Source organism: Aquiflexum sp. TKW24L, from assembly GCF_023502205.1.
In the GTDB taxonomy this organism is placed as follows: domain Bacteria; phylum Bacteroidota; class Bacteroidia; order Cytophagales; family Cyclobacteriaceae; genus Cognataquiflexum.
On sequence record NZ_JAMFLG010000004.1, the window covers coordinates 140,752 to 156,524 of the forward strand.

The 15,773-nt window shown below is 42.0% G+C and carries 12 protein-coding genes and 1 pseudogene; 5 read left to right on the forward strand and 8 right to left on the reverse strand.

Annotation, left to right across the window (positions count from 1 at the left end; all coding sequences use genetic code 11):
• Positions 1-357: 357 nt before the first annotated feature.
• Complete coding sequence (gene hutI / locus M3O96_RS04385) at positions 358-1,596, forward strand: imidazolonepropionase (protein WP_249719082.1); 1,239 nt, start codon at positions 358-360, stop codon at positions 1,594-1,596.
• 391 nt (positions 1,597-1,987) lie between these two features.
• Positions 1,988-3,982, forward strand: a complete 1,995-nt coding sequence (gene hutU, locus M3O96_RS04390; protein ID WP_249719083.1) for a urocanate hydratase — start codon at positions 1,988-1,990, stop codon at positions 3,980-3,982.
• Between the two features lie 169 nt (positions 3,983-4,151).
• On the opposite strand, the gene M3O96_RS04395 is transcribed toward hutU, so the two are convergent.
• The 7 genes and pseudogenes from M3O96_RS04395 to M3O96_RS04425 form a co-directional block, all read right to left on the reverse strand.
• Positions 4,152-4,343 carry a type II toxin-antitoxin system HicB family antitoxin gene (locus tag M3O96_RS04395; protein WP_249719084.1) on the reverse strand — a complete coding sequence of 64 codons (192 nt, stop codon included), beginning with the start codon at positions 4,341-4,343 and terminating at the stop codon, positions 4,152-4,154.
• 99 nt (positions 4,344-4,442) lie between these two features.
• Positions 4,443-4,601, reverse strand: a complete 159-nt coding sequence (locus M3O96_RS04400; protein ID WP_249719085.1) for a hypothetical protein — start codon at positions 4,599-4,601, stop codon at positions 4,443-4,445.
• 10 nt (positions 4,602-4,611) lie between these two features.
• The gene (locus tag M3O96_RS04405; RefSeq protein WP_249719086.1) at positions 4,612-7,230 is read right to left on the reverse strand and encodes an ABC transporter permease; all 2,619 of its coding nucleotides are present in this window, start codon (positions 7,228-7,230) and stop codon (positions 4,612-4,614) included.
• On the reverse strand, positions 7,230-7,556 hold the full coding sequence (locus M3O96_RS04410; RefSeq protein ID WP_249719087.1) for a PadR family transcriptional regulator: 327 nt from the start codon (positions 7,554-7,556) through the stop codon (positions 7,230-7,232). The genes M3O96_RS04405 and M3O96_RS04410 overlap by 1 nt, the downstream gene beginning before the upstream one ends.
• A 372-nt stretch (positions 7,557-7,928) precedes the next feature.
• On the reverse strand, positions 7,929-9,245 hold the full coding sequence (locus M3O96_RS04415; protein WP_249719088.1) for a serine hydrolase domain-containing protein: 1,317 nt from the start codon (positions 9,243-9,245) through the stop codon (positions 7,929-7,931).
• A gap of 100 nt (positions 9,246-9,345) precedes the next feature.
• Positions 9,346-9,810: a helix-turn-helix transcriptional regulator gene (locus tag M3O96_RS04420; RefSeq protein WP_249719089.1), complete on the reverse strand. Its 465-nt coding sequence runs from the start codon at positions 9,808-9,810 to the stop codon at positions 9,346-9,348.
• A 224-nt stretch (positions 9,811-10,034) separates the two neighbouring features.
• Positions 10,035-10,301, reverse strand: a pseudogene (locus M3O96_RS04425) (enolase C-terminal domain-like protein); the annotation flags it as partial.
• 125 nt (positions 10,302-10,426) lie between these two features.
• Between M3O96_RS04425 and M3O96_RS04430 the strand changes: the two are divergent.
• Together M3O96_RS04430 and M3O96_RS04435 are read left to right on the forward strand one after the other, a co-directional pair.
• Complete coding sequence (locus M3O96_RS04430) at positions 10,427-10,879, forward strand: DUF1569 domain-containing protein (RefSeq protein ID WP_249719090.1); 453 nt, start codon at positions 10,427-10,429, stop codon at positions 10,877-10,879.
• Positions 10,880-11,980: 1,101 nt separating this feature from the next.
• Positions 11,981-12,787, forward strand: coding sequence for a sterol desaturase family protein (locus M3O96_RS04435; RefSeq protein ID WP_249719091.1), 807 nt, complete (start codon positions 11,981-11,983; stop codon positions 12,785-12,787).
• Between the two features lie 59 nt (positions 12,788-12,846).
• On the opposite strand, the gene katG is transcribed toward M3O96_RS04435, so the two are convergent.
• Positions 12,847-15,072 carry a catalase/peroxidase HPI gene (gene katG / locus M3O96_RS04440; protein ID WP_249719092.1) on the reverse strand — a complete coding sequence of 742 codons (2,226 nt, stop codon included), beginning with the start codon at positions 15,070-15,072 and terminating at the stop codon, positions 12,847-12,849.
• A 259-nt stretch (positions 15,073-15,331) separates the two neighbouring features.
• On the opposite strand from katG, the gene M3O96_RS04445 reads away from it, so the two are divergent.
• A complete protein-coding gene (locus M3O96_RS04445) occupies positions 15,332-15,721 on the forward strand; it encodes a hypothetical protein (RefSeq protein WP_249719093.1) in 390 nt (129 codons plus the stop codon).
• Positions 15,722-15,773: the final 52 nt, after the last annotated feature.

Genomic DNA, 15,773 nt, shown 5'->3' on the forward strand with positions numbered 1-15,773 from the left:
TTAATTAGTTCCAAGTCAGAGACTTGAACCATCCGAGAACTAGTTCAAGTCTTCGGACTTGGACTTCCCTTCGACCATATAGTTCAAGTCTTCGTACTTGGACTACTTCGACTTGGACCATTCGATACAAGCAACCTTTTCCAAAGTTCAAAACTTTGGAAAAAGTTGCTATTTACTTCGCAGTCTAAGACTGCATTATAAGGGTCCAAGTCAGAGACTTGAACCAATCGGTAAAAGAAAGCTTTTCCAAAGTTCAAAACTTTGGAAAAGATCACAGTTAAATTGAAAATACCAAATATAAATATGGTTAGTTCGGATCAATTAACCAGTTAACCAATTAAACAATCAACCAAACCTATGCCCACATACACCCTTATAGGCCCGATACGACAACTCCTGACCATGCGTGGATTGGAGGAGAAAGGCTCTTTGCAAGACAGTCAACTTGAAATCATTTCCGAAGCAGGAATTTTTTTGAAGGACGATAAGATCCATGAAGTTGGGAATTATTGGGACATCTATCCTGAAGCACAGTCCATCGGTGCCAAAATGGAAACCTTGCAGGGTGACTTTGTAGCAATCCCGGGATTTGTAGATTGCCATACACATATCTGTTTTGCTGGAAGCCGCGCCAAAGATTTTGCAATGCGCAATACCGGAAAATCCTACCTCGAGATAGCCAACTCTGGAGGCGGAATCTGGGATACTGTAACCCAAACGAGGAAAGCGGCCTTGGAACAATTGGTTAAACTTACTGTCAAAAGGGCCAACCGTCACCTAGCAGATGGTGTCACTACCATCGAAGTCAAAAGCGGCTATGGGCTTTCTGTAACAGAAGAAATCAAAATGCTCCACGCCATCAAACAGGCAAATGCCGAAACCAAAGCGGACCTGATTCCAACCTGTCTTGCTGCCCATATGTGTCCAAAGGATTTTGAGGGTTCCCCGAAAGAATATCTTGAAACAATCAGCAATGAATTGTTCCCAATCTTGAAATCTGAAAACCTCAGCAACCGGATCGATGCTTTTATTGAAGATTCCGCTTTCATTGCTGATGATATCGTAGACTACTTCCAAAAAGCCAAATCCATGGGATTCGATATCACTGTCCACGCGGATCAATTCCATGTTGGAGGTTCGGAGGTCGCGGTAGCATTTGGTACCATTTCAGCAGATCATTTGGAAGCAAGTTCTGAAAAGGAAATTGCTTTGCTCGCCAATTCGGATACCGTTGCGGTGGCATTACCGGGAGCATCGATCGGTTTGGGAATGGCTTTTACACCTGCACGAAAACTATTGGATGCCGGCGCTTCCTTGGCCATTGCCTCAGATTGGAATCCCGGTTCAGCACCAATGGGAGACCTGTTGATGCAGGCTTCAGTATTGGGTACATTCGAGAAACTCAGCAATGCCGAAGTCTTGGCAGGAATTACCTGCCGGGCCGCAGCGGCACTTGGTTTGTCTGACAGGGGAAGTATTGTAGGTGGAAAGTTGGCGGATATTCTGCTTTTCCAAACTTCAGACTACAGGGAAATCACTTATCATCAAGGAAGATTGAAGCCTAAGATGGTTTTGAAGAATGGTGTTATGGTTTAAGTACGAAGTGCGAGGTACGATTTACGAGGTTTTTGTCACAATGGAGCCCAGAAATGATGTTCAAGACCTAGAGTGAAAGAAGAACAATTAGCACCAAGAATAAAGGCAACTTGAAAACTGACAACCAAAACAAATAAGTCCCTCCGTACCTCCCAATGACGGGAATATCCGAGTCGTCACTCTGAGTGTAGCGAAGAGTCTCTGTTGAATGAGATTCTTCACCTTCGCAAGCTGCGGTTCAGAATGACGCCGGAACAACCGTCATTTCTTTTCTGAACATTCTAAAATGTTGGGGACTCAGGGTGAAAATCCCGAAAACTCGACAACAACGACAACCTGATAACAATTAAAACCAATACAACAACTATAACAATTACAACCATATAACCCAATGACCTTCCAAGACCAAATCCTCCAAGGCATCCCCTCCACCCTTCCGGCAAGAAAATCACCTGATCCTAGTTTTAGCCATCCGCCAAAAAGAAAGGATATTCTAAGCCCTGAAGAGAAGAAACTGGCTTTGAGAAATGCCCTGCGGTACTTTCCGAAGGTTTGGCATGAGGAATTGGCAAAGGAATTTTTCGAAGAATTACAGCAATACGGGAGGATTTACATGTACCGCTTTATGCCGGATTATGAGATGCGGGCAAGGCCGATTTCCGAATATCCAGCAAAATGTCAACAAGCCGCGGCCATCATGCTGATGATCCAAAACAACCTCGACCCTGCCGTGGCACAGCATCCACAAGAACTCATTACCTATGGAGGAAATGGCGCGGTGTTCCAAAATTGGGCGCAATACCTCCTTACCATGAAGTACCTCGCCGAGATGACCGAGGAACAAACCCTCCACATGTATTCCGGCCATCCGATGGGACTTTTTCCTTCTTCCAAAGATGCTCCACGAGTTGTCGTCACCAACGGCATGATGATCCCAAACTATTCCAAACAGGATGATTGGGAGAAATACAATGCCCTCGGAGTGACCCAATACGGACAGATGACCGCCGGTTCTTACATGTATATCGGACCTCAGGGAATCGTCCACGGCACCACCATCACGGTGATGAATGCCTTTCGCAAGAAACTTGGCCCAACCGTAGACCCCAAAGGCAAAGTCTTCCTGACAGCAGGTTTGGGTGGGATGTCAGGCGCACAACCAAAAGCCGGAAACATTGCAGGCTGCATCACGGTCTGCGCAGAAGTCAATCCGAAAGCTGCTCACAAGCGCCATGAACAAGGTTGGGTGGATGAACTGATAACCGACTTGGATAACCTTGTGATACGGGTCCGTCAGGCGCAGGAAAATGAGGAAGTGGTTTCAATCGCTTTCCTCGGCAATGTCGTGGATGTTTGGGAGAAATTTGACCAAGAAAATATCCGGATCGAACTCGGATCAGACCAGACTTCCCTCCACAATCCATGGGCGGGAGGATATTACCCGGTGGGATTGGATTTCGAGGAAGCCAATGAAATGATGGCCAATAAACCAGAACTTTTCAAAACCAAAGTACAGGAATCCCTCCGTCGACATGCTGCTGCAGTCAACAGGCATGCTGCAAAAGGCACCTACTTTTTTGATTACGGCAATGCTTTTTTATTAGAAGCTTCCCGTGCCGGAGCCGATGTCATGGCGGCCAACGGTATTGATTTTAAATACCCTTCCTATGTTCAGGATATTTTGGGGCCGATGTGCTTTGATTATGGATTTGGTCCATTCCGTTGGGTTTGTACTTCAGGAATCGCAGAAGACCTTGCCAAAACCGACCGCATAGCTGCCAAAGTGCTCAAACAAATCAAAACTTCAGCGCCCACCGAAATCCAACAACAGCTTCAAGATAACATCACTTGGATCGAGGAAGCTGGTAGAAACAAATTGGTGGTGGGTTCACAAGCAAGAATCCTTTACGCAGATGCAGAGGGTAGGATCGAAATCGCCAAAGCATTCAATTCGGCAATCCATGCAGGGGAAATCTCCGCCCCGATTGTACTCGGAAGAGACCACCACGATGTTAGTGGCACAGATTCCCCCTTTCGGGAAACGAGCAATATTTATGATGGCAGCAAATTCACAGCTGACATGGCGATCCATAATGTGATCGGTGACAGTTTCCGTGGAGCGACTTGGGTCTCGATCCACAATGGTGGCGGTGTTGGTTGGGGTGAAGTGATCAACGGTGGATTCGGTTTGCTGCTCGACGGAAGCGAAGAAGCCAACCGCAGGCTCCAATCCATGCTTTTCTATGATGTCAACAACGGCATCTCCCGGAGGGCTTGGGCAAGAAATGATGAAGCATTATTTGCGATAAAAAGAGAAATGGAAAGAACCCCAGGCTTGAAGGTGACGCTACCGGAAATGGTGGATGAGGAATTGTTGAAGTTCTAAACAGATTTGATTAAAAAATTCCAGCTAGATACTTACCGAATTTTTCTCCAAAATGGAAGGTAAAGTAAAACAGGAAAGAACCTGTCAGCACACTTAAAACAATAAGTAAATGGATTAGATAATGGTTTTTCATAAGGTTTAAATTTGCTAAATTAATTTAACAATTTTTTCAAAAAACCATCGGAATATCTCCCCCATTGGCTTTCATATCTTCAAGATATAATGAAATCACTTCAGCCGCCATGTTCTCGGCCTCTTCGATTGTTTCACCATAAGTAATGCACCCGCGAAGAGAGGGGACAATTACAGTAAAGCCACCTTCAGGCTCAGGATTAAGGATTATCCTAATCATTCTTTCCATGAATCGAATTTATTTAAATTTGGTAGTTATTCAATAGATTCGAGAACCAAAGAATCAAGCTTTGGTTTGGGCAAGAAAAAAGACCACATCGAATCCCCCCTATTCCGATCCTAAACTGATTACCGGATTGACTTTCGCAGAACGGATGGCTTGAAACCTTACAGTCAGCATAGTGATTTTGAGTGCACCAATCCCAGTGGCTGCAAAAATCCACCATTCGATCTCACTCCAGTAAGTATATTTTTTAAACCAATTCATGAAAACCTCATTATTCAGTTTTGATGGACTTGATGGGATTTGCCAAAGCAGCTTTTGTTGCCTGAAAACCAGAACTCAATACGGCTACCAATAAGGTGATAAGACCTCCAAATAAAAACATCCACCAAGACATTTCGATGCGGTAAGTAAAATCTTCCAACCAATGCTGCATCAGGAAATAGGCAAAAGGCATTGCCAATACAAAAGCTATTCCTATCAATAGCGTAAATTCTTTGGAGAAGAATAGGACTATCTCAGTTACTGTAGCTCCCAATACCTTCCTGATTCCCACTTCTTTGGTCCGCTGTGTTGTGATGAAAGTCATCAATCCTATCAAACCAAGGCTACCTATCACAATGGCGATGATAGAGAATAATGTAAATCCTTTGAACGACAGGGCCTCAACGAAATATTCCCTTGCAATAGATTCGTCAACAAACTCATATTTGAATTCAGATGTGGTAAAGGAATCTTTCCAGGACTTCTCAATGGATTGTAAAACCTGAGGGTTTAGGTCGCTGATTTTGATAAATGCCTGATCTTGAAAATAATCCCAGTTGACAATGATGCATGGAGAAATGTCATGTTGAAGTGAATTGTTGTGATAGTCCTTGGCAACTCCGATGACTGTCGCTTCCCCTTCATTTATGGTGATTTTTCTTCCTATGGCATCCTCAGGCGTCCATCCAAGTAACTTTAGAAGGCGTTCATTGACAATGAATTCATCGAAGTTTGCTTTGTTACCGGAGAAATTTCTCCCCGCAATCAGGTCAAGTTCATAAAAATCCAAATAATTGGTATCCCCGATTTTCAACTCCGTCTCATAAGCATTTTCCTCAGGCATATCCGAAGTTCTGAATCTTGTTCCCAATTGAAAACCATTGACTGCCATCGGTGGACCTGAACCGATTGCTATATCTTTGATATCGGGATTTTGTTCCAATTGATTTTTGAAGATTTCAACTTTATCAGATTGTGGAACAGGCAGCATCAGAACAGCTTCTGAAGAGAAACCAAGGGATTTGTTCCTGAACAGATCCATTTGAACCGCCGCAATAATGGTCGCAATCACAAATAACTGGACAATGGCAAACTGAAATACCGTGACTGCCTTTCTCATAGATAATCCCCTTGTCCGGGCAATCGGCAAGTCATTTTTGATGATTTGTAGAGGTTTGAATGCAGAAAGGAAAAGTGCAGGATAGGCAGTTCCCAATAGTACAGTGACTCCTCCTAAAACTGCTACCAGTCCCAAGTCAGTCCAATTCAATTTTAATTGCAGGTTAATAACTGAAAATGCTGAGTTTGCTTCATTGATTAATACAACAGAAAATACCAGTGCAAGTAAAACAGAGATGGCAACAAGAAGGGAGTTTTCAAGGGTAAATTGCTTGAACAGATCAAACCTCGTACTTCCAATCGTTTTTCTAATCCCAACTTCCTTGGCCCTAATCACAGATTTGGCAGTCATAAGGTTGACGAAATTGCCAATAGCTATCAGCAATATAAAAATGCCAACATATCGGGCAGTCTGAAGAATACTATTGGGCATTAGGTAACTTCCGGGACTGTTTCCATAAAGCGTTTCGGTGTGAATAGTAGCCAAAGGCTGAAGTTTATAGGAAATCCGGCTGTCATCATCCTCATTCAAGTATTTCTTTTTCCAAGAGGATATGGACGATTCGATTTCTTCCAGTTCATGTTGTTCCGAAGCCACCACAAATGTTGTCCCTCCATAATTCCCTGACCAGTTGGATGCTGGATATGGATTGTTCTGTCTGAAAAACTCATAAGGAACAAGCATTTCATATCTAAGGGTCGAATTGCCAGGAACATCCCTGACCAGTCCTGTCACTTGCAGTGGATCTTTTCCAGCCAACATGATTGTTTTGCCCAATATGGATTGGCCAGATACATATTTACCAAAGAATTTTTCAGCGATACTTTCAGTTAATACAATGGAATTGGGTAGTTGAAAAGCAGAATTTTTGTCCCCTGCCAGCCAAGTGAGATCAAATGCTTTTGGATAGAAAGGATCAACAAACAGGACATAATCCGATTCGAATTGAAATTCTTCTTTCCCTCCATTATCGACCGTAAAAAATCTTTGAAATGGTCCGGCAGTTTGTGTGACCATCTCAAACTCATGAAAATCTGCCCGCAATGCTTCTGCCAAAGGATAGGCCGTTGTATTCCAATAAAGTGTCTGATCAGGATATTTGGTATGCTGAACGATTCTGTAGCTGCGGGTGGCATATGGATGGAAATTATCGAAGCTTGATTCATATTCCACAAACACCAACAAGCTGAGACAGCAGGCAATTCCCACAGAAAGTCCAAAAATATTGATCGCGGAGAATGCTTTGTTTCGGAGGAGGTGCCTTCCCCCAATTTTGGCATAATGTTGAAACATGATCGGATAGATGAAGTGACTGATATCGAATTTTTTGATGTTTCTTAACCTGAATGAGCGGATCACATCCCAGGTGAATTTCCATTTTGCCTTGGAAGGTGATAAGTTGCTATACCTATTTTCAAACAATTCCCTCAGATCCCCCTCGATCTCATCTAGGTAATCCTCCCGGCAAAACCAGCGGAGGAAAGCGAGTGCTTTTTTGGGTGGATACATCAGCCGAAGGAGATTTTAGGAATCCTGTTGTAGATACTGCTTCTCAATGCAAACTGCTCATCCAGAACCCTTTTTCCTAAGGCGGTAATTACATAAAACTTTTTGCGTCGGCCTCCTCTGTCTTCAGTGATCCCCCCAAACCTTGACTTTAGAAAATCCTTATCTTCCATGCGTTTCAGCGCAACATGTACAGCGCTGATGTTCATTGATTTGCCTAGTTCTTTTTCCAATCCGGATAGGATCGATACACCATATGCTTTGTCGTGGAGTGCCGCCACCATCAGCAATACCAGTTCTTCAAATTCGCCCAAAGAATGTTGTCCCATATTGGATTTATTTACTTAACAAAAGTAAATGTAATAATTAGATTCATATTTGTTAAGTAAATAGGGAAAAAAATTTTGAGTGGAAAAACAGATTTTTCAGTCGTTCCTCCTTCGAAAAGACAAGGTGGGGTTATTGACAAAACAATAGTTTTTAAAGAAAAAGAAAGCATATTATCCAATCAACTTTAAAGATTAAACAAAGCCTTTCCTTGTCATTTCAACGTAGGAGAAATCTTTAACTATTAAAAAAGACCTATCCTTGTCACATCGATTCAGATTCCTATTGCGGAAGAAGTCTATTTAAAAAATCACTAGAAATCCACCTAAGGCTTGATAATTTCCCACTTTACTTTTGTTCCGTTTTTATCAAATTTATTTTTGCCTTAACATCATATGTTCCGGCTGACCTTCAGGACCAAATCCAATTACATTACCATCAACATCCAAATATATTTCCCAATCAATGGATTGATCCTTAAAGTAAAAAGTGGTTTCAGAGGAAGGGATAATCTCTATTTTGCTGGGATTACCATCAGGTTGAATGAACAGCTTTCCGTTTTCTGTTGTAATATGCATAAAGCCGTTTTCTCCGTAGTCTCCAATGTATTTGTTCATCAGTTCTTCGGACAGGGTAAAGACGATCCTATTTTCCGGAATTTCATAGGGTTTCCCTTCCCAAATATTTTTGACGGTCATGTATACATGATAGGCATGTTCCACAGATTGATCATGAAGTATTATTAAGATGTCTCCTGAATCAATGTAGCGTGTGACTACAGCATTTGATGTGGTACCTTGTCCCATATGCTGAAATTGTCTCTTTCCTGCCTCTTTTTCTATCAAACTACCGCCATATCCAAATTTGCTTTCTCCGGAAGTTAGATTAGCCGGGACATAACCTAATTCAATATTATCCTTCATAAAGATCTTTTCGGATCGAATTGCCTGATCCAATTTGAAAAGGTCATTGGCGGTAGACTGCATGTTTCCGTCGCCCAACATTCTTGCAAAAAGGTTATCGATATTGGCTTTGCCAATATTTTCTAGGAATTCAGGTTTTTCAACATTGAAGTTGGTGTTTTCCAATCCCGCTGGTTCAATAATATACTTTCTTACATAGTCAGTAAAGTTTTGACCGGAGACCTGTTCTATGACTTTGGGTAATAACATATATGCCGTTTGGTTATATAGTTCTTCAACGCCTGGTTCTGACAGAGGAGGAAGGTTTAGCTTTTCAATCAATTCTACCATCGCTACAGGAGTCAAAAATTTATCCTGAGGCCAATGACTGTATACTGCTTCAAAGAATTTTGGCATACCACTAGTGTGGTTCAATAGGTGTTTGATTTTTACTCCAGGATAATTTATCGTAGGATAATACTTTTCTAAAGGATCGTCTAGGCTGAGTTTTCCATCTTCATATAGTTTTAATATGGCCAAAGAAGTAAACCATTTTGCAACAGATTGAATGTCTATGGAGGTTTGGGTAGTGAATTTTAAACCTTCTCTATTTTTACCATATGCTTTGGAGAATTTTAATTCTCCATTCTCAGAAATCAATACTTGTCCATGAATAATTTCCTCCTTTTCCAATACTGACATTACCGAATCTAATTCATAAGGCCAAGTTTGAGCTTGAACAATAGTGCACAAAAATGTGAAAATCAAAACTGTAGTGTGTCTTTTCATGAGGTCTTTGAAATTTGATTTGCATTCCTCAAAACTGAGCAAAACAGATCTACTTAGCAAAAAATAAGTATAGACAACGAATAGACTTGGTTCGAATTCTTCAAAAATTGTGTATGAATGCAAGAAGATCTTGATCCGCAGAAAGTCCAAATTTCTTTCTGAGGCGGTATCTGGCTGTATTAACACTTCCTGGGGAAATATTTAACAGAACTGCAATTTCTTTTGAGCTTAAATTCTGTGTTAAAAGCTCACAAAGTTTAATGTCATTGGTTGAGAGATTTGGAAATTTAAGAACTAACCTCTTTGAAAACTCATCCTCTATCTTACTGGTGATTTTGGAAAAAATCTTTTCTTTCCTCTTGTTGGATTTAAGATTAAGACGACTTAATTGGAAAAGGGCGAATGAAATTGGAACCGCAATAAAAATTAAAGTAAGGCCAGTCTGCTGAAACATAATGACAATGATGTATTGCCTTTTCTGTTTTTCGGATAGGGTTTTTGACTTCTCCAGTTCTATTTTCTTAGATGTAATTGAATCTATAATATTCTTTTCTTTTAGCCCCATATGAATAAAAAATATCAAGATAATGAACGCATACACCGACAAAATAATAGAAATATTACGGTGGATGCCTTTGAAAAATCTAGGTTTCAGAATTCCTACCATACAATTAAATAATCAAAGTCCTGATTAGTAAGATCACCTTGCTAAATAAAATGGTTATTGGAATAAAAGAAGGCTATTATTCCTCCATCGAAAAGACTTGGCGATATTTTTTCTTCAAATCTTTATGGTTTTATAATCGTTCCATCAGCCTTCCTGACTGTCCAACTGGATTTGGTCATCATGGGATATTTTGCGGCGAGGGTTTCATTCACTTCTACACCAAATCCCGGGGCTTCATTGACTGACATATAGCCATTGTTCATGGTTGGGCAACCTGGAAACACTTCTCTCAACTGATCTGAAAATTGGGCAGCTTCCTGAATGCCGAAATTCCATATTGCTTAATCCATATGGGCTTGAGCAGCATGACCAACAGGAGAAACGTCTCCTTAAATCGAATTTATTTAAATTTGGTGGATATTCAATAGATTCAATACCCAAAGAATCAAGCATGAATCAAATTATCAAAAACTGAATTCTACTTGAATCCTCCCACACATAATAATTAACACCTATGAAAAATATCCAAAACGATAAAGATTATTCCGAACTCAGAAAACGGATATTGGCACTTTCAAACTCAAGTCCGAGGAAATGGGGCAAAATGAGCTTACAGCAAATGCTTGTCCATTGCATCACGCAATTGAAAATGTCGTTGGGAGAACTTCCCTCCAAGGCCCAAGGTCCTGCATATATGCGGACAAGATTGGGCAAATGGCTTATATTTTCGACTATTCCTTGGCCCAAAGGAGCAGATACGCCTGACGAAATGAACGTAGAGAAAAATGAATTTCTCTTAACTGGGATGGAAAACGAAAAAACAGAATTGTTGCATTATCTCGAAAAGGTAAAAGCCCAAGTCAAGTTATTCCCTCATCCATTTTTTGGGGAACTCACCCTCAAGGAATGGTCAAGGATGATATATAAGCATCTTGATCATCATTTGAGGCAATTTGGCAGTAACTGAATCTTATAATTGTTAAGCCCTCGAACGGTCCCGTTATTCTGCTTCTCCAGAAGCCGGATAGACTGCTTCTCCGGAAGCTGGATAGACTGATTTTTTACCGCAAAGGGCCCAAAGGTTTCGCAATGGGGGCAAAGGGTATTGATTTTTTTACCACTGGGGACACAGAGGGCACAGAGGAAGAGATTAGTAGAACAAAAGACCCATGAGGGGTCTCATTCTTTTCATTCTCCGCCAATATTTGTGTAACCACAAATATTCCCTCTCCTCAAACATCATCTTCAATTTTTCACCTTTTGCTCTGCGTCTTTGAGTGAGGTATTTTTTTTACCGCCAAGGAAAAGAAGGTTTCGCAATGGGACGCAAAGGATTTTCGAACATCCTTGTTTTTGGCGGAAACCTTAATTCACAATTTCAATTTCCTCGGCCAAAAACCAGAATCCCTGTTCTCGTTTCTTACCCCGAGTTGCGTTCCTTACTCGGGGCTACCCATATTTGACCACTACGTGGTCGGCCGCCGATGCCAATGTTTATGTCTCCGCTGGGTGGGATTTGTAATTCCACCCTTTTATTTTTTGGGATTTAAAATCCCAATTCACCCCAAATGTTTACCTGTCCACAACATCATCTTCAATTTTTCACCTTTTGCTCTGCGTCTTTGAGTGAGGTATTTTTTTTACCGCCAAGGAAAAGAAGGTTTCGCAATGGGACGCAAAGGATTTTCGAACATCTCTGTTTTTGGCGGAAACCCAAATTCCCTATTGGAAGTTATTTCGGCCAAAAACCAGAATCGCTGTTCTTGATTCTCACCCCGAGTTGCGTTCCTTACTCGGGGCTACCCATATTTGACCACTACGTGGTCGGTCGCCGATGCGTAGTCCTTTCCCTATTTGGTGAACTGATTCGTCTCTGAGACGAACTCATTGACCTTTTTGCTTAACTGATTCGCCTATTTGGTGAGTCGGTGGTTTTCGGAAATGGGTAGATTTTAGATTGACCCATCGAATTTTAGAAACCTATTAAGTCTCTCCATTTTTTTTAAACTTCCCAAAACATTGCCATTCATTTTTTATTTAAATTTCGAAGATCAATACAACGTAAGGAATGGATTTCAATCTCGACTGGCTCTTAGGAACGGATTACACTGAACCGGGAAATTTTATCATCATCTTTTCGCTTTTATTGGCCGGGATTTTCGGGAGATACATGCTTTTGGCTTGGTTGTACCATGAGTTGGTTTATAAAAAATTGGGCGATGCCCTACCCCACCGGAGGCTGCACCAACAGGTCAAAGTCCCCCAAGTCAAGACGGAAATCTGGTATTCTTTTCTCGGTGGGATCATATTTGCTCTTTCAGGGACGGTCATGTTGATCTGCTGGCAGCGAGGATACACCAAGCTATACACGGCACTTTCCTCTTGGGATGTATTATGGCTTCCGATCAGCTTTTTCTTGGCCATGTTCATCCATGAGACCTATTATTATTGGCTTCACAGGTGGATGCATCGACCAAAAGTTCTCCGTCATTTTCACCATATCCACCACAACAGCCTTTATACAAGTTCATTCACTTCCTTTTCCTTCCACCCGGTTGAGGCATCGCTTCACGCGGTCTTTTTGCCTGTTTTGGTTCTTATCCTTCCCATGCATTTTACAGTTTTGCTGGCTTTGTTGGTGACCATGTCCATCACTGCCGTGATCAACCATGCCGGTGTAGAAGTCTACGGCAGTTCGGCACTTCGCTCGCCGATTGCAAGATGGATGGTCGGGGCAACCCACCATGACATGCACCATCTGAGGTACCGATGCAACTATGGCCTGTATTTCACTTTTTGGGATGTGTGGATGAGGACAGAAGATGCGGGGTTTGAAAAGAGGTTTATCGACCATACTTCAAAGGAAAAAAACTAAACAAAAAAAGGTGATCTGTTTCCATACCACCTTTCCTATCAAACAAACTTATCCAAATATTAGGCTAGGTCAAATCTGTCAAGGTTCATCACCTTGTTCCAAGCAGCCACGAAGTCGTGTAGGAATTTATCTTTTCCGTCTTCGCATCCATAAACCTCGGATACTGCTCTCAGTTCTGAATTGGAACCAAAGATCAAGTCCACTCTGGTTGCAGTCCATTTAGGTTCTCCGGTTACCCGGTCGCTACCTACGAATAGGTTCTGTCCGTCAGAGGTTGCTCTCCAAGTTGTTCTCAAATCCAGTAAATTCAGGAAGAAGTCATTGGTCAAAGTCTCAGGACTGTTTGTCAAAACACCATGTCTGGATTTGTCAAAGTTGGTGTTCAACACACGAAGACCTCCAACCAAAGCAGTCATTTCAGGGGCAGTCAGGTTCAAGAGTTGCGCTTTGTCTACCAACATTTCTTCTGCAGAAGCCATGCTTTTTGGATTGAAATAATTGCGGAATCCATCTGCTTTAGGCTCTAGGAATGCAAAAGAATCCACCTCAGTTTCTTCCTGAGAAGCATCCATTCTGCCTGGAGTAAAAGGTACGGAAATAATAACCCCGGCATTTTTTGCAGCTCTTTCTACGGCAGCACAACCTCCGAGGACAATCAGGTCAGCAAGGGATACTTTCTTGTTTCCAGACTGAGTGCTGTTAAACTCCTCTTGAATACTTCCAAGCGTACCCAACACTTTGGCAAGCTGGGCAGGATTGTTGACTGCCCAATCTTTCATAGGAGTAAGACGGATACGTGCACCGTTGGCACCACCCCGCTTGTCGGAACCTCTGAAGGTAGAAGCGGAAGCCCAGGCAACGGAAACCAATTCAGAAACCGTTAGACCAGAAGCTAAGATATTGGCTTTCAGACCGTCAATATCAAAGGAATCTACCAATTCATGGTTGACAGCAGGAATAGGATCTTGCCAGATCAAGTCTTCAGTCGGTACCTCGGGACCCAAATAGCGAGATTTTGGTCCCATATCACGGTGGGTTAATTTGAACCAAGCTTTAGCAAAAGCATCGTTGAACTCATCAGGATTTTGGAGGAAATGTCTCGAAATCTTCTCGTAGATTGGATCTACTTTCAAGGCAATATCAGTGGTAAGCATAAATGGAGCATGTTTTTTAGCCGGATCATGCGCATCAGGAATAGTGCCTTCTCCGCCATTGTTGACAGGCTTCCATTGATGTGCTCCCCCAGGACTTTTGGTCAGTTCCCATTCAAATTGGAAAAGGTTTTCGAAGTAGTTATTGCTCCATCTGGTAGGCGTAGTGGTCCAAGCTCCTTCCAGTCCGGAAGTGATGGTATCTCCTGCATTTCCGGTTCCAAAAGTATTTTTCCAACCCATTCCCATTTCTTCAATTGTAGCACCTTCGGGCTCAGGACCTACATATTGGGCCGGATCAGCGGCACCGTGAGTTTTACCTAGGGTGTGACCACCTGCGATCAAGGCTACCGTTTCGTAATCATTCATGGCCATACGGCCAAAAGTCTCTCTGATATCATAAGCCGCTCCCTGTGGATCAGGCTTGCCTTGTGGACCTTCAGGATTGACATAGATCAGACCCATGTGGGAAGCTCCCAATGGCTGCTCTAATTCTCTCTCTCCACTGTATCTTTTATCATCACCCATCCACTGACCTTCAGAACCCCAATACACATCCTCAGCAGGCTCCCAAACATCAGCCCTGCCACCGGCAAAGCCATATGTCTCAAAACCCATTGTTTCCAAAGCCACGTTTCCGGTCAGAATCATCAAATCTGCCCAAGAAAGCTTCTTTCCATATTTCTGCTTGATTGGCCAGAGAAGCAATCTTGCTTTGTCCAAGTTGGCATTATCAGGCCAGCTGTTGAGCGGAGCAAATCGTTGGGTACCGAATCCTGCTCCACCACGTCCATCCTGAACTCTATAAGTTCCTGCACTGTGCCAGGCCATTCGGATCATCAAAGGCCCATAATGACCATAATCTGCCGGCCACCAGTCCTGTGAAGTCTGAAGTACATCGGCAATATCTTTCTTTACTTCGGCAAGGTTCAAAGACTTGAACGCCTCAGCATAATTGAAATCTTCACCCATTGGATTGGAAAGCGAAGAATGCTGACGCAAAATATTCAGTTTCAACTGATTTGGCCACCAGTCACGGTTACGGGGTCCCGCACCGGCCGCTTGTGAGAGTTGTCCATTGTGAAATGGGCATTTGCTCAAATCGCCACCATTTTGATTTGTGTTATGATCCATAATTGTATTGATTATTTTGATGTAATTGCGAATTTACTAAATATAAAGGCTATTGAAGTTATTTTTCGATTGATAAAATCTATGACTCTTATGCAAATTTAATAAGGTTTGAACTTAAAGAAAATCGTTTAAGGAAAACATGATTTTGATCAGGAGAATGAAGTGCGACTTCCCCTTTAGTGAAAAAGTCGAGCATCCGATGTGCTATTGATTCTATTTTATCTGATATTAATCGATCATTCAAAAAAACCTATTCTTTATGGTAGTCACCCTTGCAAAATGGACAGTAGTACTTTTTGGGTTTTTTTTTATTGCAACAGGGTTTTTGATGCTTTTTGCACCCAGAAAAGCACGGGAAATATTGCGGAAAGCAGGAAGTACCAACTTGATCAATTATACCGAAATTACAGGGAGGATGATTCCTGCAATTGGATTGATCGTGTATGCAGACTATTCCAGGTTTCCAGAAGTATTCAGTGTTGTGGGTTGGTTTATGTTGGGTACCTCGATTGTACTCTATTTTGTACCAAGGAGGTTGCACCACAATTACTCTTTGAAAAGCGCAGAGATCCTCAAACCCATCTACTTTCAGATCATTTCGCCTTTTGCCATGTTAATTGGGATAGCAATATTTTATGCTGTTTTTTAAGATCTTTATTTTTGGGATTTAATTCTCAAAATTACTAGTTGGATTTTTGCGA